The sequence below is a fragment of the Candidatus Pantoea bituminis genome (genome assembly GCF_018842675.1).
Classification (GTDB): domain Bacteria; phylum Pseudomonadota; class Gammaproteobacteria; order Enterobacterales; family Enterobacteriaceae; genus Pantoea; species Pantoea phytostimulans.
In genome coordinates, this window is record NZ_JAGTWO010000004.1 from 3,510,996 (window position 1) to 3,536,200 (window position 25,205).

The window sequence follows — 25,205 nt, forward strand, 5'->3', positions numbered from 1 at the left end:
ATTTACCACTGCGCTTCCCGGTAAATTTATTTTAACCAGACGGCGTAAGTGGAACTTAGATCACTTTACGCCGTCTGGGTTACAGTATGATTTGGCCCGGTTAGCTGAGATCAACATCACGTGTGCCAAACCACCAGGTCAGTAAAAATCCGCCGATCCAGGCCACGATTAAACCCACCAAATACACCGCCATGCCCGCAAAAATACCCTGACTGGAGGTCATTAACGGCAAAGAGACTAAACCTGAAGGCCCAAATACCGTGTTCATCCCCACCGGTAAGCCCAGCCATGCCACCAAACCAATGAAAAAACCGCCCAATGCTCCACCTCCACATGCGGTGATAAAGGGTTTCAAACGTGGCAGAGTTACCCCATAAATTAGCGGTTCGCCAACACCTAACAGGCCCGGCACAATTGCCCCTTTGATTTGAGCCCGCAGCAGTGCGCCCTTTTCCGCTTTACACCAAAGTGCCAGCGAAGCGCCAACCTGGCCTGCGCCCGCCATCGCTAATATAGGGAACAGCGAATTGAAGCCTTGCGTTTCCATCAGGGCAAAATAGACCGGAATAAAGCCCTGATGAATACCGAACATTACCGCAATTAAAAACAGCCCAGCAAGCAGCGCACAACCGAACGGATTGTTATTTAAATGGATGAATAACCACGACATGCCTTTAAATAATTCGCCACCGATCGGCATAATTAACAGATAGGTGATAGCGCCGGTAATGATCAAGGTGAAAAGTGACGTGAGAATCATATCCAGATTATCGGGAATGATTTTTCGCAACTGTTTTTCGACCCACGCACCGAATATTGTCGCCAGTAAAACGCCAATAATATTGCCGCGGGGATCAATGCTCAGCCCATAGAATGTTTCCATTCCACTGAAATAACCCACCTTGGCGTCAGGGTGATAACCCAGAATAAACAGCGAGGCGATAATCGCACCATTGACGCCCGTGCCGCCGAAAGCCTTCTGCGCGTTGTACCCAATCAGGATGCTAAGAAAAGTAAACAGCCCTTTGCCGAACACTTTCATGTACGCCACGGTATGCAGCAACCCAGGGGCGTGATCCCCAGGCGCGGTAAGATGAAAGCTTTGCTCAATCAGCGTGGCGAAACCCAATAATAAGCCTGCACCGATAAACCCTGGAATCAACGGCGTAAAGATAGTGGCGAAACGTGATAAAAACTGGTGCAACCCGCTGGTTTGTTTCGTCTTGTATTGCTGTTTATGCTGCGCTGCCACGGCTTTTAGATCGGATCCAGCGTCACTGTTTATCAACAGTGCTTGCATCATTTCAGCCGCAGTCTGCGCTTTTCCCGGACCCAGGACAATCTGCAACTGCGCATCGCTGTCAATCACACCCAGCACGCCCGGCAACGTTTTTAATTTACCGATGTCGGCCAGTTCGGCGTGGTTGAGTGTCAAACGCAGACGCGTCATGCAGTTGCCGCACACCGCGACGTTTTCTGCACCGCCCACGGCCTGCAAGATGTCACGTAACAGCGCGTCGGTGATTTTCGCCATCAGCGTGCTCCTGCGTCATACAGCGCCTGGCGAATAAAGCCCTGATGTTTAGCGAGCAAGGACTTTGCCTCATCAGCATTTAATCCACCCAACACCATCACAATGGCGGTTTTACAATGGCCCGCACACGCCTTCAGCGCTGCGCTGGCGGTGGCTTCATCGCAATCGGTCGCCTGCATCACGATATTGACCTGACGCTGTACCAGCTTCTGGTTAGTCGCTTCAACATCGACCATCAAGTTGCCATACACTTTGCCGCTGCGGATCATCGCGCCCGTGGTGAGCATATTCAGCACTAACTTTTGCGCTGTACCTGCTTTCATTCGTGACGATCCCGTGACCACTTCCGGCCCCACCACCGGCGTTAAGGCGATGCGGGCAATCTGCGCCATTGCGCTGTTGGGATTACAGGTGAGCGCAGCGGTGGTCGCGCCCAAACCGTTGGCATAGTCAAGCGCCCCGATCACGTAAGGCGTGCGCCCGCTGGCGGCGATGCCGACTAAGACATCCTCACGGCTAAAGTTGATATCAACCAAATCCTGTGCGCCCTGCTCACGATTATCTTCTGCGTTTTCGACCGCCTGTAAAATTGCAGTGTGCCCACCCGCAATTAACCCCATAACCTGGCTGCGCGGCGTGCCGAAGGTAGGTGGACATTCGCTGGCATCCAATATGCCTAAACGTCCAGAGGTGCCCGCGCCACAATAGATCAAGCGTCCACCCGCCTTAAACGCCGCGCAAATTGCATCAACCACCTCAGCAATTTGCGGCACAATCGCTTCAACCGCCAGCGCGACTTTTTTGTCTTCGTCATTAATGACACGCAGCATCGCTTCAGTAGGGAGTTCATCAATATTTTGACTGGCTGGATTACGGCCTTCGGTAATCATCTGGCTAAGATCGAGGTTCATGACAGGCTCCGTTTAGGAATAATTTATTCGCTTAATGTTTTATCATAACGAATGATTAATTCATCGAGTGAGATCAATTTTTTATTGATGCTGTGGCAAGGGTAAAAAAATGAGGTGAAGTAAGGGAGCAGCAACCTTTAGACCGGCCGCCGCAACGGCGAAGGTTTTTACTGTGCAGTTTCGAAGTAAACGTGCGGCGACTTAGCGCTGAAGGCGACACACCTAAATTTCTGGCCAGCGAGCGAAGACTCACCTTAACGTCTTCGGGGTATTTCGTAATCAGGCTTCCCGGTAAAAAACAGCTTACCCGCGTGCTTCTTACCGGGAAACATCCAAATAAAAAGGGGCTCAATTTCCGTTGAGCCCCTTTCATAGAGAAAGCAGTGATTAGCTTGCGGTCTGTGTCCGCAGCTTTAATTCATATTCTGCTGCCTGTTTCGCATCGAACTGGTCTTCCCAGCGCGCGATAACCAGCACCGCCAGCGCATTACCGATCACGTTCAAGGCGGTACGTGCCATGTCCATGATGCGGTCAACACCCGCAATAAAGGCCAAACCTTCCAGCGGGATACCGACACTGCCCAGCGTAGCCAGCAGCACCACAAACGACACGCCCGGTACGCCCGCAATGCCTTTTGAGGTCACCATCAGCGTCAGCACCAGGATAATCTCGTCGGTCAGCGACAGGTCGATACCGTAAAGCTGGGCGATAAAGATGGCAGCAATACTCTGATAAAGCGTTGAACCATCCAGGTTAAATGAGTAACCGGTAGGCACAACAAAGCTGGTGATAGCTTTCGGCGCGCCGTAGGCTTCCATCTTTTGCATGATACGCGGCAGCACGGTTTCAGAGCTTGACGTCGAATAAGCAAGAATCAGCTCATCCTTCAGGATGCGCATCAGCGTGGTAATACGCAGCTTGCAGAAACGCGCAACCGACCCCAGCACCACAAAGGCAAAGAACAGAATTGCGGCGTAAACCAGCAACACCAGTTTTGCCAGCGGCCAGAGTGAAGCAAAGCCGAAGTTAGCAATAGTGACCGCGATCAACGCAAACACGCCAACCGGCGCATAACGCATGATCATGTGCGTCACTTTGAACATGGTTTCAGAGATACCACGGAACACATTCACCAACGGATCGCGTTGTTCTGACGGCAGCGCAGATAAGCCCATGCCGAATAACACTGAGAAGAAGATGATAGGCAGCATGTCGCCTTTCACCAACGAGGCAAAAATGTTCTGAGGGATCAGCGACAGAATAGTGGCAACCAGGCTGTGTGGGCCGTTCTGCACCGCTTCGGTGGTGGCTTCGTATTTGGAAATATCTACTGTGACCAACGTTGACATATCAATGCCGCTGCCGGGCTGGAATACGTTAGCCAGCGTGATACCGACCACAATCGCAAGGGTGGTGATCACTTCAAAATAGAGGATAGTTTTGACGCCAATGCGTCCCAATTTTTTCGCATCACCGACGCCAGCAATGCCGACCACCAGCGATGAAATCACAATGGGCACCACAATCATCTTGATCAGATGAATGAAGATATCGCCCGCCGGGCTGAGAATATTGGTGATTAACCATTCACGATCTTCTGGCTGATTATGCAACACGGTGCCAACCACGATGCCAAGCACAAGCGCAATCAGAATCTGCCAGGCAAGGGTGATTTTAAAACCTTTCATAACGCGTAATTTCCTCAGTCAAAACCCGTTTTTCTCTAACTGCGAAGGTGCAGAAGACAATACACACAGGGAAGTGAGCAAAAAGCCCGGTAAATTAGAGGGTGTTTGTAGACAGCGCCTCGCACAGAAATGCGATGATTCCCATACCCATTTTCAGACGCGGTCTGAGTTGATACCTGTAGAACAGGGGCGAGATAAGTACCATTTTCACTGAGGTAAATGCAACCCTTGGCGACTTCGTTTAAATCTTCACCACCAAAGCAGCATAATGTGCTGATTGCACACTAAAACCCTAACCTGCTGTTATGAAAAGTATTAGTTAGATGAATTTACGCATAGCTATGCAGGAATGGCTAAAAAGGCGCCGGGTTCGTTTGCTGTATTTTTAAACAGAGAAAGACACAAACATTTGCAACTTTATTCCCTATTTTGCGCAAGGACTTAGGCTTAATAGAGAGGGGAAATGCGTTAGCAGTCGCTTAAAGATTAACGCGTGATCTATGGCGCAAAAAAGAAACAAAGCTTCAGGCTGGGCTTCACTTAACCTTTGATTGACATATCATTAACATCTTCAAGGAGATCCGCCATGAGCCAAATACATAAACATCCTGTTCCTGAAAATATTGCAGCAAACGCGCTGATCACAGCCGAACAGTATCAAACGATGTATCAGCAATCTGTTGACGATCCTGACGCTTTTTGGGGCGAGCAAGGCAAAATCCTCGATTGGATCAAGCCCTACAGCCAGGTGAAAAATACCTCCTTTGCGCCAGGCAATATTTCTATTCGCTGGTACGAAGATGGCACGCTCAATCTGGCGGCAAATTGCCTTGATCGACATTTAGAAACGCGCGGCGATCATCCCGCGATTATTTGGGAAGGCGACGACGCCAGCGAGAGTAAAACCATCACCTTTCGTCAGCTTCATGCCGACGTTTGTCGCTTTGCCAATGTACTGGAATTACTTGGCGTACAAAAAGGCGATGTGGTGGCAATTTACATGCCGATGGTGCCGGAAGCCGCAGTTGCGATGCTCGCCTGCGCGCGTATTGGCGCGGTACATTCGGTTATTTTTGGCGGCTTCTCTCCCGAGGCTGTAGCGGGTCGCGTGGTGGATTCAAACGCCAAACTGGTCATCACTGCCGATGAAGGTATTCGTGCCGGACGCAGCATTCCACTGAAAAAGAACGTTGATGATGCGCTGAAAAATCCCAATGTGACCAGCATCAACAATGTGGTGGTGTTTCAACGCACCGGTAAAGCGATTGATTGGCAAGAAGGCCGCGATGTGTGGTGGCACGACCTGATGAAGGATGCCAGTCACAACCATTCCGCCGCCGAGATGCAGGCCGAAGATCCGCTTTTTATCCTTTATACCTCCGGTTCAACCGGGAAACCCAAAGGCGTGCTGCACACCACCGGCGGTTATCTGGTGTATGCCGCTACCACCTTTAAATTTGTCTTCGATTACCATCTGGACGACGTCTACTGGTGTACTGCTGACGTCGGCTGGATCACCGGCCACAGCTATTTGCTCTACGGCCCGCTGGCATGTGGTGCCACCACGCTGATGTTTGAAGGCGTACCGAACTGGCCAACGCCAAGCCGTATGGCGGAAGTGGTCGATAAGCACAAAGTCACGCTGCTTTATACCGCGCCGACGGCGATCCGTGCGCTGATGGCAGAAGGCGATAAAGCCATTGAAGGCACCGATCGCAGCAGCTTGCGTATCATGGGATCGGTCGGCGAACCGATCAATCCCGAAGCCTGGGAATGGTATTACAAGAAAATTGGCGACAGCCGCTGTCCGATTGTTGATACCTGGTGGCAGACCGAAACCGGCGGATTTATGATTACTCCGCTGCCGGGCGCCACCGAACTGAAAGCCGGTTCGGCGACCAAGCCGTTTTTCGGCGTTCAGCCTGCGCTGGTCGATAACGAGGGCAATCCACAGCAAGGCGCAAGTGAAGGCAATTTGGTGATTACGGATTCGTGGCCTGGCCAGGCGCGCACGCTGTTTGGCGATCACGAGCGCTTCGAACAAACTTACTTCTCGACCTTTAAAAACGTCTATTTCAGCGGTGACGGCGCACGACGTGATGAAGATGGCTATTACTGGATCACTGGCCGCGTGGACGACGTGCTCAACGTTTCGGGCCACCGTTTGGGGACAGCGGAGATTGAATCGGCGCTGGTTTCTCATCCTAAAATTGCCGAAGCCGCGGTGGTAGGCATTGCGCACAGCATCAAAGGCCAGGCGATTTATGCCTATATCACGCTGAACCACGGCGAAGAGCCCTCGCCAGAACTCTACACTGAAGTACGAAACTGGGTGCGGAAAGAGATTGGCCCTATCGCTACACCAGACGTGTTGCACTGGACTGACTCTCTACCAAAAACCCGCTCCGGCAAAATCATGCGTCGCATTCTGCGTAAGATCGCGGCGGGCGATACCAGCAATCTTGGGGATACCTCAACGCTGGCCGATCCGGGCGTAGTGGAAAAATTACTCGAGGAAAAACAGTCCATAAAAATGCCGTAAGTTATCCGGCGGGAAGCCTCATGCTTCCTGCCCTTCCATCCCTACGTAGTGTGTTTCTGTAGTCACATAACAATATGCCCTATTAGCACGATTGTGTGAGGTTCACGCCTGCAAATCCTCTGGAGAAACTGTGATGAATGACGCCCTTTCAAGTCAGGATGCAATCTATCAACAGATCGAACGTAATCCTCGCTTTCATGAGCTGGTTCGCAAGCGCCAGGCTTTCGCTACGCTGCTTTCGCTGATCATGCTGGTGCTTTACGTCGGCTTTATCTTGCTGATCGCTTTCGCCCCCGCCTGGCTCGGTACACCGCTTCATGAAGGCACTAATGTGACACGCGGTATTCCGATTGGCGTGGGTTTGATTGTGGTGTCGTTCGTGCTGACCGGCATTTATGTCTGGCGCGCCAATGGCGAATTTGATCGTCTAACTAAGCAGATCCTCAGTGAGGTAAAATCATGACGCGTTTCTCTCTGTGGATAGTGGCGCTGCTGTTGCCCTTCTCTGCGCTGGCTGCTGACGCGATTACCGGCGCGGTACAAAAGCAGTCGACGAATTATCAGGCGATTATCATGTTTGTGGTGTTCGTCGCCTTTACGCTCGGTATCACGTATTGGGCGTCGAAACGTACCCGCTCTCGCAGCGATTATTACACGGCGGGCGGTAATATTACCGGCTTCCAAAACGGCCTGGCGATGGCGGGTGACTTTATGTCTGCAGCCTCGTTTTTGGGCATTTCCGCACTGGTTTATACCTCTGGTTATGACGGGTTGATTTATTCACTCGGTTTCCTGGTGGGATGGCCGATGATCCTGTTCCTGATTGCGGAGCGCTTGCGTAATTTAGGCCGCTATACCTTCGCGGATGTCGCCTCGTATCGCTTGAAGCAGAAACCCATTCGTACCCTATCAGCCTGCGGATCGCTGGTGGTGGTCGCGCTCTATTTGATTGCGCAGATGGTGGGTGCAGGCAAACTGATTCAGCTGTTGTTTGGGTTGGATTACCACGTTGCCGTGGTGCTGGTAGGTATTTTGATGGTGATGTATGTGCTGTTTGGCGGCATGCTCGCCACCACGTGGGTACAGATTATCAAAGCGGTGCTGCTGCTGTTTGGCGCCTCGTTCATGGCCATCATGGTGATGAAAACGGTGGGTTTCAGCTTCAATGCGCTGTTTACCGAAGCGATGGCGGTGCACCCGAAAGGCATTGCGATCATGCAGCCTGGCGGGTTGGTCAAAGATCCTATTTCTGCGCTGTCGCTGGGGCTTGGGCTGATGTTTGGTACGGCTGGATTACCGCATATCCTGATGCGTTTCTTCACCGTGGCAGACGCCAAAGAGGCGCGTAAAAGCGTGTTTTGGGCCACCGGTTTCATGGGCTATTTCTACTTCCTGACCTTTATTATCGGCTTCGGTGCCATTTTACTGGTCGGCGCAAACCCTGCCTTCAAAGATGCCAGCGGCGCGCTGATTGGCGGTACCAATATGGCGGCGGTTCATCTTGCCAATGCCGTTGGCGGCAGCACTTTCCTTGGTTTTATCTCTGCCGTGGCTTTCGCGACCATCTTAGCGGTGGTGGCGGGCCTGACACTGGCGGGCGCTTCTGCGGTATCGCACGATCTTTACGCCAGCGTGTACCGTAAAGGCCAGGCGAGCGAGCGGGATGAACTGCGGGTGTCAAAAATTACCGTGCTGGTGCTTGGCGTCGTGGCGATTGGGTTAGGGATTCTGTTTGAGAATCAGAACATCGCGTTCATGGTTGGCCTGGCATTCTCGATTGCCGCCAGCTGTAATTTCCCGATTATTTTGCTTTCAATGTACTGGTCTAAGCTAACCACACGTGGTGCGATGGTCGGTGGCTGGCTGGGTTTGATTACTGCTGTGGTGCTGATGATCCTTGGGCCAACAGTTTGGGTCACCGTTTTGGGCCACGCGAAACCGATTTATCCGTATGAATATCCGGCGCTGTTTTCGATGCTGATCGCCTTTGTCGGGACATGGTTGTTCTCAATTACCGATCACTCCGCACAGGGTGCAGAAGAACGCAGCCGCTTCCGGGCGCAGTTCATTCGTTCGCAAACAGGCGCAGGGATTGAGCAAGGTAAAGCGCACTAAAAAAAGCGGCTACCCAAGGTAGCCGCTTTCTCATTTCAGCAGGATCAGAAACGCAGTGATGCGCCCACATAGGGGCCGTCGACCAGCACGTTATCTTTACGTCCGCCTTTGTTGTTCAGCTCAATGTACTGATAGCCGACACGCAGATTCAACAGTGAAATTGGCGTGAAGCTTAGGCCGCCCCCGGCTTCCTGATAGCTGTCGAGGTGATCGGTGAAGCCTTCTGGCGCGTAATAATATTCGCCATATAAGCCCCACATGGTGTTGAAGTTGTAAGCTGCACCCGCACCCAGCGCCAGCGCAAAACCGTCTTTTCCATCTTCAGGATGGGTGAAGATCGCCTTTGCGGTCGGCGCTAAACGCAGCGGGCCCACATCTACGTTGTAACCCAAGCCTGCACCGTAAGTGCTGCCATCGTGATCGCTACGCAGCCAGTTACCTTTTAAAAACAGGCCTGGTGACGTTGTGCCCAGACCTACGTTCAGGTTGGTGTTGTGTTCGCCGACATCAACGCTGCCTTCGATTGCCTGTGCCGCACCGCTCAATAAAACGAGACCCAATGCGCTCCCAGTAACAAGTTGCTTAAACATGATTCCACTCCATGAAAGGACAATTAATTCGGCGCAAAGGTTAACAGCCTGAAATGTGGAGACAACTAAATTTGGAAAGCTTTACGTAAACAGACATGTCGTTAGGTTGGCGGCAGCGGATTGCTCGCTGCCGCCCTTTGCTCAGAAACGCCACGCGGTGCCGATGAACGCGCCACCAATGAAGCGACGATCTTGCTGCCCAACATTGGCGTCGGTCGAAAGAGCGCGATAACCCGCAGAGTGGCTTAATGAGGGTAGCGCATAATAATGGATACCGGCTTCAAACGGGTACGCAGTGTGATCGCTTTCAAGATTCACACCTATCCAGCTATTGCTACCGCTCACACTGAGTTCGGCTGCATCCACATCGCATGCTGCCAAAAGCAGGCCGGCGACGACTATAAATTTCATCATTGTGTTCTTCCTTGTGTGTTTAAAAACAGCACGCACTTTAAGGAAAGAACAAGAGGTGGAATATAAGCACCGGCTTGAAAAAGTCTTAACTCAGATCGCCCACATTACATGGCCAATCAACGGCGCGGCTATCACGGTTAGCACACCTGAAAGCATCATCACCAGGCTGGAAACCACGCCTTCTTGCTGGCCTAACTGATAGGCGCGAGCCGTGCCAGCACCATGTGAAGCCGCACCGAAACCGGCCCCTTTTGCCACGCCCTGTTTGATGGCAATTCGCAAGAATAAAACGTCGCCTACCGCCATGCCAAAAACGCCGGTGATCACCACAAACAGCGCCACTAAATCGGGTTGACCCCCAATGGGCCCAGCAGCGGCTAAAGCAAATGGCGTGGTGATAGAACGCACCGCCAGGCTGCGCTGAATAGATTCCGGCAGCGTCAACAGACGCGCCAGCCAGACTGAGCTGCACACCGCGACCAGGGTTGCGGTGAAGACGCCAGCACTTAATGACATCCAATGCCGTTTGATGATCGCCATGTTTTCATATACCGGCACGGCAAACGCCAGCGTGGCGGGCCCCAGCAACCACAGCAACCAGTGACTTTCGGCAATGTAATCTTGCCAGCTAATGTGCGTCACCATCAGCAAGGCCACCAGCACCAGCGGTGTCATCACCAGCGGCATTAACAACAAGGTGCGCCAGCGGCGGTAGAGATGTTTATTGAGGTAATAGATCAACAAGGTAATGACCACACACAGCAGGCTGAGCAATAAATCACGCATTATTGCCCTGCTTACGCGCTGCGCGCGCCACTTCATAGCGATAAACGCGATCCACCACTAAGGCTGTCGAGGCCAGGACCAACAGTGTACTGATAGCAATTACCAGAAAAATGCGCCAGCCTTCAATACGTAGCAAATCGCCGTAGTTCACCACCGCGACCACCGCAGGAATAAAGAACAACAGCATTTCCGCCAACAGCCAGTTTGAACCCGCCTTTACCCAACCCAGCGGCACGATGCGTGTCACGATTAAAACCAACATCAGCAGCATGCCGACGATATTGGCAGGCAACGGCAAATGCAGCCAATTGACCAGACGATCGCAGCCTACAAACACGCTGATATAGAGTACCAGCTGCAGTGGCAATCCAAGTCGTTGCAGCATGCCCATTCTTCGCGGACTGATTGCTAACGCCATTTTTTCTTCTCCCCGTCAATTCAAGGTGCTCAGTATAAATCCCAGACAGAAGGTGAAAAAAATGAATTAATATTATTAAAATCATGCCAAAAAGGAATAGCTCATGGATGTCCGCGCGTTGCGTTACTTTACCGAAGTGGTTCGCCAGCAAAGTTTTACGCGCGCCGCGCAGAAACTGTATGTGACGCAGCCAACTATCAGCAAAATGTTGCGTCAACTTGAGGAAGAACTGGGCTGTACGTTGATATTACGCGATGGTCGACGCTTGCATCTCACCGACAGTGGGCAGGCGGTTTATCAGCGTGGCCTGGCGATTTTGCAAGAGTTTCATCAGCTAGAGGCGGAAATCGGCGACATTAATCAGTTGAAAACCGGCGAGCTACGATTGGGCATTCCTCCCATGGTGGGTATGCAGATAGCCGGTTCAATTTCCGCTTTTCGCCGTCGTTATCCTGGCGTAGCACTAAAAATTTCTGAGTTCGGTGGCTTAACCGTTCAGCAGGCCGTGCTGGCGGGCAGTTTAGATATCGCGCTTACCGCGCTACCCGTGGAGGCAGATTTACCTCTTAATACGCTGCCGCTGATGCATCATCCCCTTTGCGTGCTCCTGCCGCGCCGCGCCGAGTGGCTCAATCGCAGCCATATTGGTTTGTCCGAATTGGCAGAACATCCTTTACTGATTTTTAATGAAGAGTTTTCGCTTAATCGCCAGTTAATGCAGGCGTTTCAACGTCTCGGCATTACGCCAACGATCGCAGTGAGAAGCGGGCAATGGGATTTTCTGGCTGCAATGGTACAGGCCGAAATGGGAGTAGCAATATTGCCGGAGCCGATCTGCCAAAGGCTGGATAAACAGTCGCTGCTGTGGCTGCCACTGGAATCAGAACTGAAGTGGAGTTTAGGCCTGATTTGGCGTGAGGGCAGCTATTTGTCTCGCAGTGCGCAAGCATGGATTGATTGCTGTCATGAACATTGGCCCGATGACGCCCCACGTCTTTCAGTGTGACCCGTCATCATTCACGCTACTGTTGCGTTGGCTTCACTTTTTCCCCGATCACTTACCTGAGTAAGCTTCCGAGGATAAACACGCTTGCCACCTTCCTGCAGCATGGATGATGCGGGTTATTTCATTCTCGTAAAAAACTTATTCTTCTTTCTCAATCAGTAACGCTTCCAGCAAATCGAGATCGTGCAGCAGTTTCTGCATGGTTTCGTTGGAAATCTGTTGAGTAGCACGCAAATGATAGACCTCGGCGCGTTCAGCACGCAGCGCTGTCAGACGGAATCGACGCTCCAGATTCTCGGCGAACAGCGCGTGATCGATATCATTTTTACCTTCTGCACGACGACGCAAGTTGCCAATCACGCGCAAGCTGACCTCTTTCAGCAGTTCAGGATCGATGTTCTCGGTGGTCTCATTTTCCAAACGAGACTCCATCTTCTGTAGGCTCTCAATGGCCACGCTGGCCATGACCGCGCGGGCATTTTGCAACTCACGGCGATGACTGGATTTATCGATACCATCATAGCCACGCAGCAGAATAGGCAGAATGACCACGCCAATCAGCAGCGAGAACAGAATCACACCGGTGGCGATAAACACCAGTTCATAACGGGCTGGGAACGGGTCGCCATTGCTGAGAAACAGCGGAATAGATAACACACCCGCCAGCGTAATGGCACCACGTACACCTGCGAATGAAGCAATCAGCAGCTCTTTAAACGAGTAGTTGGAGAACTCCAGCGGCTTTTTCTTCAACAGGCGCTTACTGAAGCGCTGCATGATCCATAACCAGCCGAAGCGCACCACCATCAACGAGACATAGACCAACCCGATATCTGCAAACAGCATCCACAGCTCGACATTAGGATCGGCGTTAGCCTGGTCGATGGAGGTTTGCAGAATGTCGGGCAACTGCAGGCCAAGCATCAGGAACACCATGCCGTTAAAGACGAATTCCAGCATCTGCCAGACGCTGTTAGCACGTAAGCGCATCGCCAAAGGAGCCTGACGGATGATGCCAGAGCGCGTAATGGTCATACCCGCAGCAACCGCAGCCAGGATGCCAGACACACCCAAATGTTCAGCAATCAGGTAAGAGGCGAACGGCAGCAGCAGCAGCAGAACCGTCTGTGTAGCCGGATCATCACCACTCCAGCGGCTCAGCAGGCGCAGCGATTTTCCGTAAAGCCAGCAGATTGCAACACCGGCAACCAAACCGCCTACCGCAACCTTGAGGAACTCAACGCTGGCGCCGCCCCAGGTAAAGACCATTGTGCCCATGGCGACGGCAACAGCAAACTTGAGCGACACCAGGCCGGATGCGTCGTTCATCAACGCTTCGCCCTGCACAATCGACATGATTTTTTCGGGATACGCCCTTCACCGACAATGCCTGAAAGTGCGACGGCATCGGTTGGTGACAGCACCGCTGCCAACGCGAAGGCGGGAATCAGTGGAATGCCGGGCACCAGCCAATAAATCAGGTAGCCAATTCCCACCACGGTAATCAGAACCAGCACCAACGCTAATCCAATAATTTCTCGACCGTGATGCAGGAACTCGCTAATCGGTGTTTTCCATCCATCAGCAAACAGCAGCGGCGGAATGAACAGCACTAAAAACAGTTCTGGATCGAAGTCAACATGCAGGCCAAACGTTGGCCAGGCGAGCAGCGCACCGGCCGCGATCTGCACTAATGGCAGCGGTATTTGAAAAGGGAGAATGCGAGCAGCAACGCCAGAAAGCGAGACCACCAGCGTCATAATGAGAATAGTAAAAAAGATTTCCATGCTTTCCTTAAGCGCCTTAAAGTCTCTCAAGCAATGTCGTAAGCGCTAAAGTGTAAAACAAACCCAAGGTTGCTGGGATTACTACACGTGCGACAAGGGGTAAAAAAGAGAATAATCCTGGACGCGCCTCTGCGCGCCCACTTCTACAGTCAGATCGCCCAGCCACCAGCGTAAAAAGCCACCAAGGCTACCGCAATCACCACGGTTCCTGTATTCAATTTACGCCATTCGCCAGCAAAAATGCGTCCAACCACCAGCGCAGCAAAACCGAGCATGATGCCGGTGACGATGTTGCAGGTCAGCACAATAATGACCGCCGTCAGCAGGCCAGACATCGCATCGACAAAGTCAGTAAAGTCGATTTTGGCGACGTTACTCAGCATCAGCAGGCCAACGTACATCAGCGCAGGCGCTGTGGCATACGCCGGGACTAAGTATGCCAGCGGCGACATAAACAGAATCACCATGAACAGCAAACCTACCACAATTGCCGTCAGACCGGTTTTACCGCCTGCAGCCGTGCCCGCCGCAGACTCGATATAAACCGCCGCTGGCGATGCGCCGACTAAGCCAGCAAACAGACTGCTGACCGAGTCGGTGGTTAAAGCGCGACCGCCGTTGATGATCTGCCCGTCTTTATCGAGCAGATTCGCCTGGCCAGCCACTGCGCGGATGGTGCCGGTGGCATCAAATACCGCTGTCATCACCAACGCTAACACGCTAGGTAACACGACTGGCTGCAAGGCGCCCATGATATCGAGGCTAAACACCAGCGATTGACCGTTGGCATCAGCCAGGCTCGGCAGCGCAAACAAACCTTGATAACTTACCGCGGGATCGAAAATGAGCCCTAATACCGAAATGGCAATAATGGTCAGCAAAATGCCGCCCGGCACCTTACGCTTTTCAAGACCAATAATCGCACCCAATCCCAACAGTGACATCATGACCGGGAAAGAGTTGAAATGACCCAGCGCTACCGGCAAACCCGGAGCCGGGTTTTTTACCACTAAACCTACGCCATCCGCCGCGATCAGCAGCAAAAACAGCCCGATGCCGACGCCTGTACCGTGCGCAACGCCCATCGGGAGATTGCGCAAAATCCATGAACGGATACCGGTCACGGAAATCAGCGTAAACAATACGCCCATCAGGAATACCGCACCGAGCGCGACCGGCACGCTGATCTGCTGCCCCAGCACCAGACTAAAGGCGGTAAAGGCGGTTAACGAAATGGCGCAGCCAATCGCCATCGGCAGGTTAGCCCACAAGCCCATAATGATGGAGCCAAAGCTGGCAACCAGACAGGTCGCGACGAACACAGCGGTTGGCGAGAAGCCCGCTTTGCCCAGCATACCTGGCACGACAATCACCGAATAAACCATGGCTAAAAACGTGGTTAGCCCCGCCAGAATTTCCTGGCGAACGCTGCTGCCACGAGCAGAAATTGAGAACCAGGCGTCCAGTTTTCCACTGGCCGATCGTGATTCGTTTGACATAATTGAGCCTCAAAGAGTTTTTGTTGTGTAGATCGCTCTGCGACCGCCGCCCTGAAATCCCTGGGTAAGTTGTTTGCGCCAAACAGCGTCAAACAGAAGGCAAACGTTTACCTTGCCGCAGATAAGTGACCCTTCAAAGATGGGCAAATAAAAAGGCAAACGATTATCCGGCGTTTGCTGGCACATTTTCAACTGCTTGATGGTCATTAATCAGGATAAAGATTTCACTGGATCGCGTATGACGTAGACTTGCTCTGTTGCGTAACACGCGTTTCGCTTTGAAGTTGCAGGATTTTATGAAAAGGAGAAGAGGTTGCGCAACGGCAAGCATTACGCAACAAAAAAGGGATTCAGCCTTGCAGGTTAATGTCGCCGCCCTGCTGAATGGCGCGTTGCCAGGCGGCGCGCTGTTTCACCGTTTCCAGCCACTTTTGCGTCGCGGGCATCTGCTGCAAACCGGCACGCTGATTCAGTGCCAAAAGCGGGAAACTCATTTGAATATCCGCGATGCTGAAACGCTTGCCCGCAAACCACGGATGCGCGACGAGATGGTTTTCAATCATTTGCATGTGCGGCTTCAGCTGTTTATCAAGAAAGGCTTTTTGTACGCCTTTACCAAACATGCCGCCAATCGGCCGCAATAGCCAAGGCACCGGCGCTTGCCCGAGTCGAGCAAAAATCAATTTCATTACCAGCAATGGCATCAATGAGCCTTCGGCATAATGCAGCCAGTAACGGGATTGCAGCGCCTCTTCCTCATCAGTGAGTTTCAGTCGATATTCGGCATCATATTTATTTTCGAGATATTCGAGGATGGCACCCGATTCGGCAACCACGCGGTTTTCGTCAGTAATGATTGGCGATTTACCCAAAGGGTGAATTTTTTCAGCGCCTCAGGCGCCAGCATGGTGGATTCGCGCTGATAGCGTTTGATCTGATAAGGCACTTCCAGCTCTTCGAGCAGCCATAACACGCGATGCGAGCGCGAATGCTCAAGATGGTGAACGGTGATCATCGTGATTCCCTGTTAGGTGATTATCAGCCAAGTATAGACATCACTCCCGCCCTGACAGTTTGTCATCCTGCTCGGGATCAAGCAGTACCGCACCCGAACCTTGCTCTCCCAACCGATCGCCTGGATTGCGTAGTGGGCAGTCACGCATCGAAAGACAACCGCAGCCGATGCAACCATCCAGATCGTTGCGTAAGCGGGTCAATGTTTCGATACGTTTATCCAGTTCCTCACGCCAGTGTTGCGTCAGTGCATCCCATTCGTGGGTCGACATACGTTTATTAGCAGGGATATGTTCGAGACTGTCGCTCACCGTCGCCAAGGGAATACCAATGCGCTGGGCAATCTTGATTATCGCCACACGTCGCAGCACGTCTCGGCTATAACGGCGCTGGTTGCCGCCGTTGCGTGTGCTGAAGATAAGCCCTTTGTTTTCATAAAAATGCAGCGCAGAAACAGCAACGCCGCTGCGTCGTGCGACTTCGCCCGGCGTCAAAACGGGTTTTGGGTAGTTGCGATCTTTTTTCATTTGGACCTTTACCTCAAGTTAACTTGAGGAATTATACTCGCTTCCCATCAGAACAACGAATTCCTATACCGCATTGAATTATCACCAGAAGGATGAGGCTATGATGCAAGAAGAGATCATTCACTCCCTGACACACTGGATTGACCAAAATCTGGACAAGAGTTTGTCTATTGATGAAGTCGCAGCAAAATCAGGTTATTCGAAATGGCATCTGCAGCGTATGTTCCGTACCGTGACGAAACAAACGCTGGGTGGATATATTCGTGAACGCCGCCTGACCTTAGCGGCTGAAGCGTTGAGCCTGACGCAACGTCCCGTATTTGATATCGCGATGCAATATGGCTACGACTCGCAGCAAACTTTTTCACGCGTATTCCGTCGCCAATTTTCACAAACGCCAACCGCTTATCGCCACACCATGCGTCGTCAGGCCATTCAGCGCCCTCGCCTGCTGAGCTTTGATTGCAGCGAAAGCATGGCCAGCTTTACCCAACGAACCACGGGCGAATGCTGTCCCGTTAGCTAAATTTGATTTCGCCTTCAGTGCGCCCCAAGCGGGCGCGCCTTCTTAATTGTTTTTCCTCACCTTTTCTTCCTCGCCACTTTCTGCTCAAACTTCAATCAAATTTTTTGTACCATACCAGTTGCAAATTTTGTTCAAAATATAAAATCGAGTGATATAATGTGAGCCAAGTCACATTATGACCTTGGGTTGACGACGGAAAAGCACGACCTGACACGCTTTTTCGCCGCCGGTGATGTCCGCAGATTGTCAGGAATAATCACTGATCTATTGAGGTTGAGCCGATGGCTACGTTAACCACCAGTCTTATCGTTATGCGTTGGGAATTACTTAGCGCCGTTATGATGTTTTTTGCCAGCACCTTGAAAACCAAACTTCGTCAGGATAGCCATCACGTTATGGCATTCATGTGTGGTGGCATCGGTTTGGGCATGACCTGCTGGTTTGTCACCGGTTTAATGGGCATTACACTCACTATGGAGAGTGTGCACAATTTCATGTCCATCTCTAAGGATGTGTTTATCCAGGTGATGAGCCAAGCGCCTGCTGAATGGCCAATGCCTTAAAATTTTCCAATAAAAAACCCCGCTAAGCGGGGTTTTTTATATTGCTGTGTATTCTTAAATTTTCTTCAACATGGCAGGGATATTAACATCCTGCACTGTGACGCCCGGTCTCTGCGTTCCGCGACGATCTTGAATCCACATGTCTCCCATCATTTGATTGAGTCCACGATCTAACCCTGTCACCAAACCTGCGCCTGGTGTAAACGTCAATTCACCAAAATAAATACGCTCTTCATGGATATACCAGTCAACACGCACATAGTCGAAATCACTGGCCAGCTTTTTGCTCATATCGAGCGCATGTTGCAGTGACGGCATGATGTTAGTGACATCCAGCCCGGTATCACGGATCTTGTGAAACGCCTCATTAAGGTTATTCACATAGAAATTCATGGATAACAGCGGCTGACATCGGTTGTAGATGACTTGCAGCACATATTCAAACTTGCCATCACGCTTGTTGAACATATGAAACTTGTAATCAATCGGCGCACTTTTTCCATCACCGATGTATTGCTCCACCAAAATACGGGGCTTGATGTAGCGATAATGGATTTCACGCGCTTCATTAGCAAAATCCGTTTTCAGCCAGCGATAGCAATCATGGATGATTTGCTGCTTACGCAACGCGTCCGGTTCTTCCAGCAGAATTTCTACCATGTTAGACGCGTGGTTCGGTTTAATCACCGTTCCTTTCCAACAAGGCAAACTATTCAGCGTGGTCGGATCGGTGGTTTCGTGTACCAACGGAATCAGGTATTCGTTGCCAATCTTCTCGGCAATGAATTCGCGCACGCTAAACTTATCTGACAAGCGACCATAATTTTGGTAATCGCCGTAGATAAATTTGCGGTACAGCACCTTTTCGTTAAACACTTTAGGCTGACGAAGATTGGGCAGTTTTCTGAACTTATGGAAGTAGTAGATGCGATCCTGATAGGACCAAGGCATCTTCTTGATGAAATACTGCACACTTCTTCTGAGTTCTTCTTTCAACTTGAGCATATCGGACCTCATTTGTAGGTTTTGTAGTTGAGTGAGGAAACTTGAATCTTTTGAATGACGCCGTTTTTGAAGAAGTAATTCATTACGGTAAGGGACAACAGTTCTGAAAGGAAAACGCTCCACGCGGCCCCCATGACGCCGTAGTCCTGGATTAGCCACCAGGAAAGCGGCACACTGATGACCATCAAACAAATGATTTTCCTCAGCAAATAGTTAAACCCACCTTCTTTTACCATGTAGCGATACGCTACAGTCCCCATTGCCGAAAAGCTGGTTGCAATCGACAGCAACGTAATGAGGCTTCCTGATTGTGTGTATTCTTTACCGTATAAAGCGATGATGATCTGCTCACCGAACAACGCAATGATCAGCAACATCAACAATGAAACACCCACGACATACCCGTGTAGCCGTGCAGCTAATTTTATCGCTGCATCGCCGCGCTCCCTGAAGATCTCGCTAAAGCAGGAAGTAATCAGCGCGACGGGGATAAAAATCCACGAAGCGGCAATTGTGTTGGCGGCAGCAAACAAGCCAAGATCACGTGCTGAAACAATCCCTGCCAGAAACATCTGCGCCGTTCTAACCTGCACAGAAATAAAGATGCTGGAGATGGCTAACGGCAAGCCGGCGTACATTAAGTAACGCAAATAAGCAGCGCGCTTTTCACGCGGCGGCATGAGATCTTGGTGTTCGCGATAAAAGTTGTAGCGTTTGATGAAATACGGCACCAACGTCACCGCCACAATAGAAAGCGTGAGCCACAGTGGATTCAGACGCTGCCAGGCAATGATGAAACTGATAGTAAAACTCAGCACCATGCCAATGGCGTTAGCGATGGTATTTAACCGTGAGGCAAGCCGCGCATTGTTATAAACGCTGAACGTGTCTTGAGTGACAAAAACCGATGCCACGAATGAGGCCAGTGCAAATGCCAGGAAATTTTCCTGCATGTTGTACCAGACCCAAATCAGCACAGGTATTGAGGTGAGCAACAATAAAACCATTCGCATAGTGCGCGCGATCGTCATCAGGCGTAAGCCTTTTGACGCATTTTTACTCACACGTTTAAAAAGAATGGTTTCGGTGCCAAATATTGCAATGGTTTGCACCATGGCAAATAAAGAGGTTGAGAAGGCCATTTGACCAAACACCGTTGGGCCAAACGATTTAGCCACGTAAGAAGTCACAAATATGACGCCAAACACAGAGATGAGCTTCTCAGACATCATCCAGGCGGCATTAGACATTACGCTCAATTTCATCGACTCTTCCTTAATATTACTGACCTACAACCTCTTCGGTACAACATCCCTGTAACGAATTAATAAGCGCTCAGTGGGCCTGGCGAAAATTAAAGGCTTCAAACCAAACTGGTCCGAAAAAATGAGAATCAAAGCACGATTCAGAGAATGAATTCAGGATTATTCTTATTATATTTGGCGCGAATAACTTGAGATGGAAACGATTTCAAGCTGAAATGAGCGCAGTTTTGTAGAGTCATAACCTGCGTATTAATCAAGGCGGTTATGCTAAATATCCAATGTACGTAGAATTTTTTCGTATTTAGGATGTGAAGAATCTATATCAAAAACCCTTCTCCAGGAAGGCGTCCTAACCCGATCAGAATAAAATAAGATTTATCCCATGATGATATTTATTCTAAATATCTTAATTTAACCTTCGCAATTCAATTCGAGCACTTTAATACTGCATTAATAGAAAACTTACAGTGCCAGGATTTATTAAAGTCATTCTCATCCATTAATCGATAAGAAAGGTAAGCGCATTTATGAGAAAGTCACGATATAGCGAAGATCAAATCACAAATGCCATTAAAGCTTCTGAATCAGGTGTAAAAGTCAGGGAGATTTGTGAGGAGCTTGGCATCTCCGAAGCAACCTTTTATAGCTGGAAGAAGAAGTTTTCTGGGCTATCTTCGGAAGAAGGTAGAAAAATCAAAGAGCTGGAAGAGAAATTGCAAAATCTTTCCCGCGAACTGCAAACGCTGAATTCAGATAAGGAGATGCTCCAGAGCGTATTGAAGAACTTCTTTACGACCAATGAAAAACGTCAAGCAGTCAACTTCTTACAAGATACCTTTGACATCGGGACGCGCCGTAGCTGCCGCTTACTGGATATTAGCCGCAGTGTTTATCATTACCCGTCAGGGACTGAAAACCGTTAATTCCAATGCTACCGCTTTTCCTGGACTTAAAGCTGAGATTTGTTCTTACCAGAAGAGATGAAGATCATTTAACAGGACATTTGTAGCTACTCTTTCCGCACCATTGATTCCTAATGAATGGATTTGCGGCTAAGCTTCTTTTTTGCGGTAAAATTGATTCGCAACAGCAAAAAGTCTCGCTTTCTACGCTACTTCCCCTAGCCCAGTCTCATTTCGGTGAGATTGGTGCTTCTTAATTATTAGGTTAATCCTGCTAACCAACGGAACTGAATACAGACAATTCTGTTAAGCCAGTTTAAACAAGTTTAATAAAATCGATTCTTTCCTCTCAGTTTAGAGTGGATCTAAGCCTTTTTCTATTGAATGAATTTCAACCATCACTAGTGGATAAACCAAAAACTTTCTCCAGGAATAATCCAGGATAAATAGTTTATAGATACTTACCACTTTAATGATCAGCATAGGGTTTATCTGTTTAAAATAGTGTTCAAAGGTACTAAATATTAATCTTTTAAAATAAGCGAAACGGTAACTGAACCCGACGTTTTTCCAATTCACTGAAGTAAAAACTGGTTTATCTCGCTGTTTTATCAGGGCCAATAGCCAATAAAAACGCAGAGGCTGGCCATAAATATGCACAAACAGGGCTAATTCACTGACTTAAATGGCTAGTTTTTCCACAACCAATGATTTAAAGAATAGCCGGAATGGACTTTAAAAGTCTGAAACCGGTTAACAGAGCGTTTTTCTTCCCTCTCAAACAGGCTTATTTTGGCTATTGAAGGTTGAACGGAGACGATAGAAACAGAGAAAGAAACGGTAATTAAGGAAGAAAGCGGATAATAGGGGCTAAAAAGCAGTACGGCAAATTCTTAAAATGCTTCAAAATCAGTGAGTCGCGCTGACCCTCAACACTGTCAGCGCGAGTACGTTAGACATCGACTTTAGACACCTGCGATTCAGGCTTAATTCGCATTGCCCAAATTACACCGGCAATCAAACAAGCAATACCGACTGTGGTTAAGAGTGGCGGCCAGCTTTGATGCCAAAGAAATGTCCACAACAAGCCAAACAGGATTTCGAAAACGATCAAGGGGCCCATGAGCACGGTTGGAAGGCGCTGGCTTGCAGCGTTCCAGCATAAGGTGCCCAACCAAGAGCACAACAGGCCAATCGTCAGCATTAATGGAACGAAAACCTCAGGGTGCGGGCCCAATGGCAGTTCAAACTCTGGGCGTTGCCAGGCAAGCTGAACACTCACTAATGCATACATGATCAACGCCAACGGCAAGGTGACTAAGCCTTGCGCGGTTGCCCAAGTCGACGGTCTCAGCTGGGGATGCGTACGCATCCAACGGGCATTGCGCAGCGGATACCATGTCCAGCATCCCACCGCCATTATTGCCAAGGCGATGCCAGTCAGATAGCGGCTTAATTCAAAATCTACGCTCTTTGTCCGCAGTTCCGCCACGTTCACACAGAGCAATCCCACTGCCATGATAATGAGTGCGGGGATCAGTCGACGCCAGGAGAGCCGTCCTTCAAGGTGCCCGTAACGCCAGTTTGCTGTCACCGCGATGACGACCGGCAACGTGCCGATAATCATGGTTGAAACGGGCGCGCCGGTGCGTTGGATCGCATTGGCGAGAAACGCATAATAAAGAAGGTTTCCTATCAGCGAGAGTTTCAGCGCTTCTCGCCAGTCGGCAGGTAGCAGTTTGCGCAGGCGCTGACGATCGTGCCATGCCAACGGAAGCGCAATCAGGCCAAAGGCGACATAGCGCCCGGCTGACTGAAGCGTGCCAGGATAATCGGGCACCAGCAGCGGACCAACAAAGATTAACCCCCACATCAACCCTGCCGCGAGGGCAAACAATACGCCAGCAAACATCTTTTTCTTCCTTTATAGAGAAACCGGCGCAGTGTGGCGAAATGGCGGAAAGATTGCTTGTAGCAGATTGCGGTGATGCTAGCGACGCATCACCTGTTTTTGATAACGACCTGGCGTAATGCCATAACGTTGAGCAAAAGCACGCGTCAGATGTGCCTGATCGGTAAGTCCCACCGTTGCCGCCACGCTGGCCGCTGATTCACCGCGCGCAAGCAATTGCTTGGCCTCATATAAACGATACGCCATCAACATTTGCTGTGGCGTGACATGAAAGTGCTCACGAAAAGCACGCAAAAAATGCCACGGCGACAGTGATGCCAGCGCGGCTAACGATTCAAGCCGTACCGGCTCTGCAAGATTTGCGCGTAAATAGTCACGAACATGATCAAAGCGGTGCTGCGCCTCTGGTTTTTGCTGAGCAGACATGCGGGCCAGCGGCCGCATCAGGCGAAATAATTCCGACAACAAGCTTTGCCGCGCCAATGCTGAATCCGCTTGCCATAGCGCAGTCAGGATTTGCGACAGCGGCTGCGCCAGGCGCAGGTCTGTAAGCATGGCCTCATTAAACCACCAGCCGCGATCGCCGGTTAATTCATCCATCAGTTGCGGCTGAATGTAGATCATCTGATAGCGCCAGCCTTCATCACAAGCTGATTCGCCAGTATGAAGTTCGTCAGGGTTCATCATCACCAACGAGTTTTCCGGCGCCGTGTATTGTGTTCCGCGATAGCGAAAGCGCTGTGCACCCGACTCAATAGTGCCGATACCGAAGGCTTCATGGGTATGCGGTTCAAATGCATAGCGAGAGATGTGTGCCTGATAAAGTTCTACGCCCGGCAGCTCAGACAACTGCTGAAACTGCGCGCAATCTTTTTCACAGGGAAAAACGGCTGGAACGCCTTCCACGACACACCTCTTGGTTACATTGAGTTTGTTTTACTAGCATGCATGTGAACGATGCTGAAATGCAAAAGTTTGCCAATGTCATCTCGCCAGGTAACACTGCTTCGCTGATGCGTAAACGGAGTTTTAACATGGCACAGCGTGTTGTAATGGTAGTCGATATGCAAAACGGCGTTTTTGAAACGCCCCGCTTTGATCAGGACGGTCGCGTCGCACGCATTAACCGCCTTATTCAACAATCCGACCTAACAATTTTTATCCAACACCGCGAAGGCAGCATGAAAGAAGGCGCGACTTCTTTTGATTTGCTGCCAGTACTGCATCAGCCTGCTCACGCACATTTCGTGACCAAAACGGCCTGCGACAGCTTTTGGCAAACGTCTCTAACCCAACGGTTAAATGAACTTTCTGTGAAAGCGTTCGTTATTTGTGGTTGCGCGACCGATTACTGCGTCGATACCACGATTAAAGTCGGTGCCAGCCTTGGCTATCGCATTACCGTGGCGGCAGATGCGCATACCACGGCCGATCGTACTTTTGTCAGCGCAGAACAACTGATTAATCAACACAACGAGGTGTGGGCAGCGCTTTCACTGCCTGGCAATGTGCCACGTGTGCTGAGCTGTGATGCCATTTTGACAGAATGGTCATAATTGAAAAAGTTTATAAAAGAAAAGGCCCAGCGAGCTGGGCCTTTTCTTTTGGTTTAACGCGAGTCCACAAAAATCAGAACGGGATGTCGTCGTCAAAATCCATTGGAGGTTCATTATTGTTGCTTGCAGGTGCGCTCTGCTGCTGCGGACGAGATTGCGCGCCGCCGCTGAACTGATTACCGCCGCCCTGTGGCTGCTGCGGTTGGCCCCAACCGTTGTTGTTGTTGTTGCTTTGTCCGCCGCCAGCAGGTGCTGCTCCGCCAGCGCTGCCGCCTTGACGTCCACCCAACATTTGCATGGTGCCGCCTACGTTAACCACAACTTCAGTGGTGTAACGTTCCTGGCCGCCCTGATCCTGCCATTTACGCGTACGCAGTTGGCCTTCGATATAGACCTGGGAACCCTTACGCAGGTATTCACCGGCTACTTCGGCCAACTTGCCAAACAGCACGACGCGGTGCCATTCGGTGATCTCTTTATTTTCACCGGTTTGTTTGTCTCGCCAGCTTTCCGACGTGGCCAGCGTAATGTTGGCGACAGCGCCACCATTTGGCATGTAACGCACTTCCGGATCCTGACCCAGATTCCCGACAAGAATCACTTTGTTAACGCCACGACTGGCCATGTTGCTGTCTCCCGATGAG

Annotated in this window: 22 protein-coding genes and 2 pseudogenes; 8 read left to right on the forward strand and 16 right to left on the reverse strand. The window is 50.5% G+C overall.

Annotated elements, in window-relative coordinates:
* Positions 1-100: 100 nt before the first annotated feature.
* The 3 genes from murP to gltP all read right to left on the reverse strand — a co-directional run bounded on the left by murP (position 101) and on the right by gltP (position 4,134).
* Complete coding sequence (murP, locus tag KQP84_RS20250) at positions 101-1,534, reverse strand: PTS N-acetylmuramic acid transporter subunit IIBC (RefSeq protein ID WP_215847871.1); 1,434 nt, start codon at positions 1,532-1,534, stop codon at positions 101-103.
* Positions 1,534-2,445 (reverse strand): N-acetylmuramic acid 6-phosphate etherase, encoded by a 912-nt coding sequence (gene murQ, locus KQP84_RS20255; protein WP_215847872.1) that lies wholly within the window; start codon positions 2,443-2,445, stop codon positions 1,534-1,536. The genes murP and murQ overlap by 1 nt, the downstream gene beginning before the upstream one ends.
* A 387-nt stretch (positions 2,446-2,832) precedes the next feature.
* Complete coding sequence (gene gltP / locus KQP84_RS20260; protein WP_215847873.1) at positions 2,833-4,134, reverse strand: glutamate/aspartate:proton symporter GltP; 1,302 nt, start codon at positions 4,132-4,134, stop codon at positions 2,833-2,835.
* Between the two features lie 586 nt (positions 4,135-4,720).
* Here gltP and acs point away from each other — a divergent pair.
* From acs to actP, 3 genes are all read left to right on the forward strand, one after another.
* Positions 4,721-6,676 (forward strand): acetate--CoA ligase, encoded by a 1,956-nt coding sequence (acs, locus tag KQP84_RS20265; RefSeq protein WP_215847874.1) that lies wholly within the window; start codon positions 4,721-4,723, stop codon positions 6,674-6,676.
* 133 nt (positions 6,677-6,809) lie between these two features.
* Positions 6,810-7,139, forward strand: coding sequence for a DUF485 domain-containing protein (locus KQP84_RS20270; protein ID WP_215848356.1), 330 nt, complete (start codon positions 6,810-6,812; stop codon positions 7,137-7,139).
* Positions 7,136-8,791, forward strand: coding sequence for a cation/acetate symporter ActP (actP, locus tag KQP84_RS20275; RefSeq protein ID WP_215847875.1), 1,656 nt, complete (start codon positions 7,136-7,138; stop codon positions 8,789-8,791). Before KQP84_RS20270 ends, actP begins: the two co-directional genes overlap by 4 nt.
* Positions 8,792-8,835: 44 nt before the next feature.
* Here the strand turns inward: actP and KQP84_RS20280 are convergent, their stop codons facing one another.
* The 4 genes from KQP84_RS20280 to KQP84_RS20295 form a co-directional block, all read right to left on the reverse strand.
* A complete protein-coding gene (locus KQP84_RS20280) occupies positions 8,836-9,381 on the reverse strand; it encodes a YfaZ family outer membrane protein (RefSeq protein WP_215847876.1) in 546 nt (181 codons plus the stop codon).
* Positions 9,382-9,522: 141 nt separating this feature from the next.
* Positions 9,523-9,795: a YfaZ family protein gene (locus KQP84_RS20285; RefSeq protein ID WP_215847877.1), complete on the reverse strand. Its 273-nt coding sequence runs from the start codon at positions 9,793-9,795 to the stop codon at positions 9,523-9,525.
* Positions 9,796-9,885: 90 nt separating this feature from the next.
* The gene (locus KQP84_RS20290) at positions 9,886-10,581 is read right to left on the reverse strand and encodes an LrgB family protein (protein ID WP_215847878.1); all 696 of its coding nucleotides are present in this window, start codon (positions 10,579-10,581) and stop codon (positions 9,886-9,888) included.
* A complete protein-coding gene (locus KQP84_RS20295; protein ID WP_215847879.1) occupies positions 10,574-10,999 on the reverse strand; it encodes a CidA/LrgA family protein in 426 nt (141 codons plus the stop codon). Before KQP84_RS20295 ends, KQP84_RS20290 begins: the two co-directional genes overlap by 8 nt.
* Before the next feature lie 103 nt (positions 11,000-11,102).
* On the opposite strand from KQP84_RS20295, the gene KQP84_RS20300 reads away from it, so the two are divergent.
* The gene (locus KQP84_RS20300; RefSeq protein ID WP_215847880.1) at positions 11,103-12,005 is read left to right on the forward strand and encodes a LysR family transcriptional regulator; all 903 of its coding nucleotides are present in this window, start codon (positions 11,103-11,105) and stop codon (positions 12,003-12,005) included.
* A 138-nt stretch (positions 12,006-12,143) separates the two neighbouring features.
* Here the strand turns inward: KQP84_RS20300 and KQP84_RS20305 are convergent.
* The 4 genes and pseudogenes from KQP84_RS20305 to soxR form a co-directional block, all read right to left on the reverse strand.
* A pseudogene (locus KQP84_RS20305) lies at positions 12,144-13,792 on the reverse strand (Na+/H+ antiporter).
* A gap of 149 nt (positions 13,793-13,941) precedes the next feature.
* The gene (locus tag KQP84_RS20310; protein WP_215847881.1) at positions 13,942-15,291 is read right to left on the reverse strand and encodes an NCS2 family permease; all 1,350 of its coding nucleotides are present in this window, start codon (positions 15,289-15,291) and stop codon (positions 13,942-13,944) included.
* Positions 15,292-15,641: 350 nt separating this feature from the next.
* Positions 15,642-16,306: pseudogene (locus KQP84_RS20315) on the reverse strand (glutathione S-transferase).
* Positions 16,307-16,346: 40 nt separating this feature from the next.
* Positions 16,347-16,832, reverse strand: coding sequence for a redox-sensitive transcriptional activator SoxR (gene soxR / locus KQP84_RS20320; RefSeq protein ID WP_215847882.1), 486 nt, complete (start codon positions 16,830-16,832; stop codon positions 16,347-16,349).
* A gap of 100 nt (positions 16,833-16,932) precedes the next feature.
* Here soxR and soxS point away from each other — a divergent pair, with 100 nt between their 5' ends.
* Both soxS and KQP84_RS20330 read left to right on the forward strand, forming a co-directional pair.
* Entirely contained in the window at positions 16,933-17,358 is a 426-nt protein-coding gene (gene soxS, locus KQP84_RS20325; RefSeq protein WP_215847883.1) for a superoxide response transcriptional regulator SoxS, read from the forward strand.
* Positions 17,359-17,639: 281 nt separating this feature from the next.
* The gene (locus tag KQP84_RS20330) at positions 17,640-17,921 is read left to right on the forward strand and encodes a YjcB family protein (protein ID WP_215847884.1); all 282 of its coding nucleotides are present in this window, start codon (positions 17,640-17,642) and stop codon (positions 17,919-17,921) included.
* Between the two features lie 54 nt (positions 17,922-17,975).
* Here KQP84_RS20330 and KQP84_RS20335 read toward each other — a convergent pair whose 3' ends face one another.
* Complete coding sequence (locus KQP84_RS20335) at positions 17,976-18,926, reverse strand: ATP-grasp fold amidoligase family protein (protein ID WP_215847885.1); 951 nt, start codon at positions 18,924-18,926, stop codon at positions 17,976-17,978.
* 8 nt (positions 18,927-18,934) lie between these two features.
* Positions 18,935-20,191 (reverse strand): oligosaccharide flippase family protein, encoded by a 1,257-nt coding sequence (locus tag KQP84_RS20340; protein ID WP_215847886.1) that lies wholly within the window; start codon positions 20,189-20,191, stop codon positions 18,935-18,937.
* 527 nt (positions 20,192-20,718) lie between these two features.
* Between KQP84_RS20340 and KQP84_RS20345 the strand changes: the two genes are divergently transcribed.
* Entirely contained in the window at positions 20,719-21,114 is a 396-nt protein-coding gene (locus tag KQP84_RS20345) for a transposase (RefSeq protein ID WP_215847887.1), read from the forward strand.
* 931 nt (positions 21,115-22,045) lie between these two features.
* Here the strand turns inward: KQP84_RS20345 and KQP84_RS20350 are convergent.
* Entirely contained in the window at positions 22,046-23,005 is a 960-nt protein-coding gene (locus tag KQP84_RS20350; protein WP_215847888.1) for a DMT family transporter, read from the reverse strand.
* 78 nt (positions 23,006-23,083) lie between these two features.
* Positions 23,084-23,911 carry an AraC family transcriptional regulator gene (locus KQP84_RS20355; protein ID WP_215847889.1) on the reverse strand — a complete coding sequence of 276 codons (828 nt, stop codon included), beginning with the start codon at positions 23,909-23,911 and terminating at the stop codon, positions 23,084-23,086.
* A gap of 128 nt (positions 23,912-24,039) precedes the next feature.
* Between KQP84_RS20355 and KQP84_RS20360 the strand changes: the two genes are divergently transcribed.
* Complete coding sequence (locus KQP84_RS20360; protein ID WP_215847890.1) at positions 24,040-24,561, forward strand: isochorismatase family protein; 522 nt, start codon at positions 24,040-24,042, stop codon at positions 24,559-24,561.
* A gap of 73 nt (positions 24,562-24,634) precedes the next feature.
* Here KQP84_RS20360 and ssb1 read toward each other — a convergent pair whose 3' ends face one another.
* Positions 24,635-25,186 (reverse strand): single-stranded DNA-binding protein SSB1, encoded by a 552-nt coding sequence (gene ssb1 / locus KQP84_RS20365; RefSeq protein ID WP_215847891.1) that lies wholly within the window; start codon positions 25,184-25,186, stop codon positions 24,635-24,637.
* Positions 25,187-25,205 lie beyond the last annotated feature (19 nt).

Excerpts from the sequence above, each read along its gene's own strand:
- murP (WP_215847871.1), bottom strand. The coding sequence starts at position 1,534 with ATGGCGAAAATCACCGACGCGCTGTTACGTGACATCTTGCAGGCCGTG.
- murQ (WP_215847872.1), bottom strand. The coding sequence starts at position 2,445 with ATGAACCTCGATCTTAGCCAGATGATTACCGAAGGCCGTAATCCAGCC.
- gltP (WP_215847873.1), bottom strand. The coding sequence starts at position 4,134 with ATGAAAGGTTTTAAAATCACCCTTGCCTGGCAGATTCTGATTGCGCTT.
- acs (WP_215847874.1), top strand. The coding sequence starts at position 4,721 with ATGAGCCAAATACATAAACATCCTGTTCCTGAAAATATTGCAGCAAAC.
- KQP84_RS20270 (WP_215848356.1), top strand. The coding sequence starts at position 6,810 with ATGAATGACGCCCTTTCAAGTCAGGATGCAATCTATCAACAGATCGAA.
- actP (WP_215847875.1), top strand. The coding sequence starts at position 7,136 with ATGACGCGTTTCTCTCTGTGGATAGTGGCGCTGCTGTTGCCCTTCTCT.
- KQP84_RS20280 (WP_215847876.1), bottom strand. The coding sequence starts at position 9,381 with ATGTTTAAGCAACTTGTTACTGGGAGCGCATTGGGTCTCGTTTTATTG.
- KQP84_RS20285 (WP_215847877.1), bottom strand. The coding sequence starts at position 9,795 with ATGATGAAATTTATAGTCGTCGCCGGCCTGCTTTTGGCAGCATGCGAT.
- KQP84_RS20290 (WP_215847878.1), bottom strand. The coding sequence starts at position 10,581 with ATGCGTGATTTATTGCTCAGCCTGCTGTGTGTGGTCATTACCTTGTTG.
- KQP84_RS20295 (WP_215847879.1), bottom strand. The coding sequence starts at position 10,999 with ATGGCGTTAGCAATCAGTCCGCGAAGAATGGGCATGCTGCAACGACTT.
- KQP84_RS20300 (WP_215847880.1), top strand. The coding sequence starts at position 11,103 with ATGGATGTCCGCGCGTTGCGTTACTTTACCGAAGTGGTTCGCCAGCAA.
- KQP84_RS20310 (WP_215847881.1), bottom strand. The coding sequence starts at position 15,291 with ATGTCAAACGAATCACGATCGGCCAGTGGAAAACTGGACGCCTGGTTC.
- soxR (WP_215847882.1), bottom strand. The coding sequence starts at position 16,832 with ATGAAAAAAGATCGCAACTACCCAAAACCCGTTTTGACGCCGGGCGAA.
- soxS (WP_215847883.1), top strand. The coding sequence starts at position 16,933 with ATGATGCAAGAAGAGATCATTCACTCCCTGACACACTGGATTGACCAA.
- KQP84_RS20330 (WP_215847884.1), top strand. The coding sequence starts at position 17,640 with ATGGCTACGTTAACCACCAGTCTTATCGTTATGCGTTGGGAATTACTT.
- KQP84_RS20335 (WP_215847885.1), bottom strand. The coding sequence starts at position 18,926 with ATGCTCAAGTTGAAAGAAGAACTCAGAAGAAGTGTGCAGTATTTCATC.
- KQP84_RS20340 (WP_215847886.1), bottom strand. The coding sequence starts at position 20,191 with ATGAAATTGAGCGTAATGTCTAATGCCGCCTGGATGATGTCTGAGAAG.
- KQP84_RS20345 (WP_215847887.1), top strand. The coding sequence starts at position 20,719 with ATGAGAAAGTCACGATATAGCGAAGATCAAATCACAAATGCCATTAAA.
- KQP84_RS20350 (WP_215847888.1), bottom strand. The coding sequence starts at position 23,005 with ATGTTTGCTGGCGTATTGTTTGCCCTCGCGGCAGGGTTGATGTGGGGG.
- KQP84_RS20360 (WP_215847890.1), top strand. The coding sequence starts at position 24,040 with ATGGCACAGCGTGTTGTAATGGTAGTCGATATGCAAAACGGCGTTTTT.
- ssb1 (WP_215847891.1), bottom strand. The coding sequence starts at position 25,186 with ATGGCCAGTCGTGGCGTTAACAAAGTGATTCTTGTCGGGAATCTGGGT.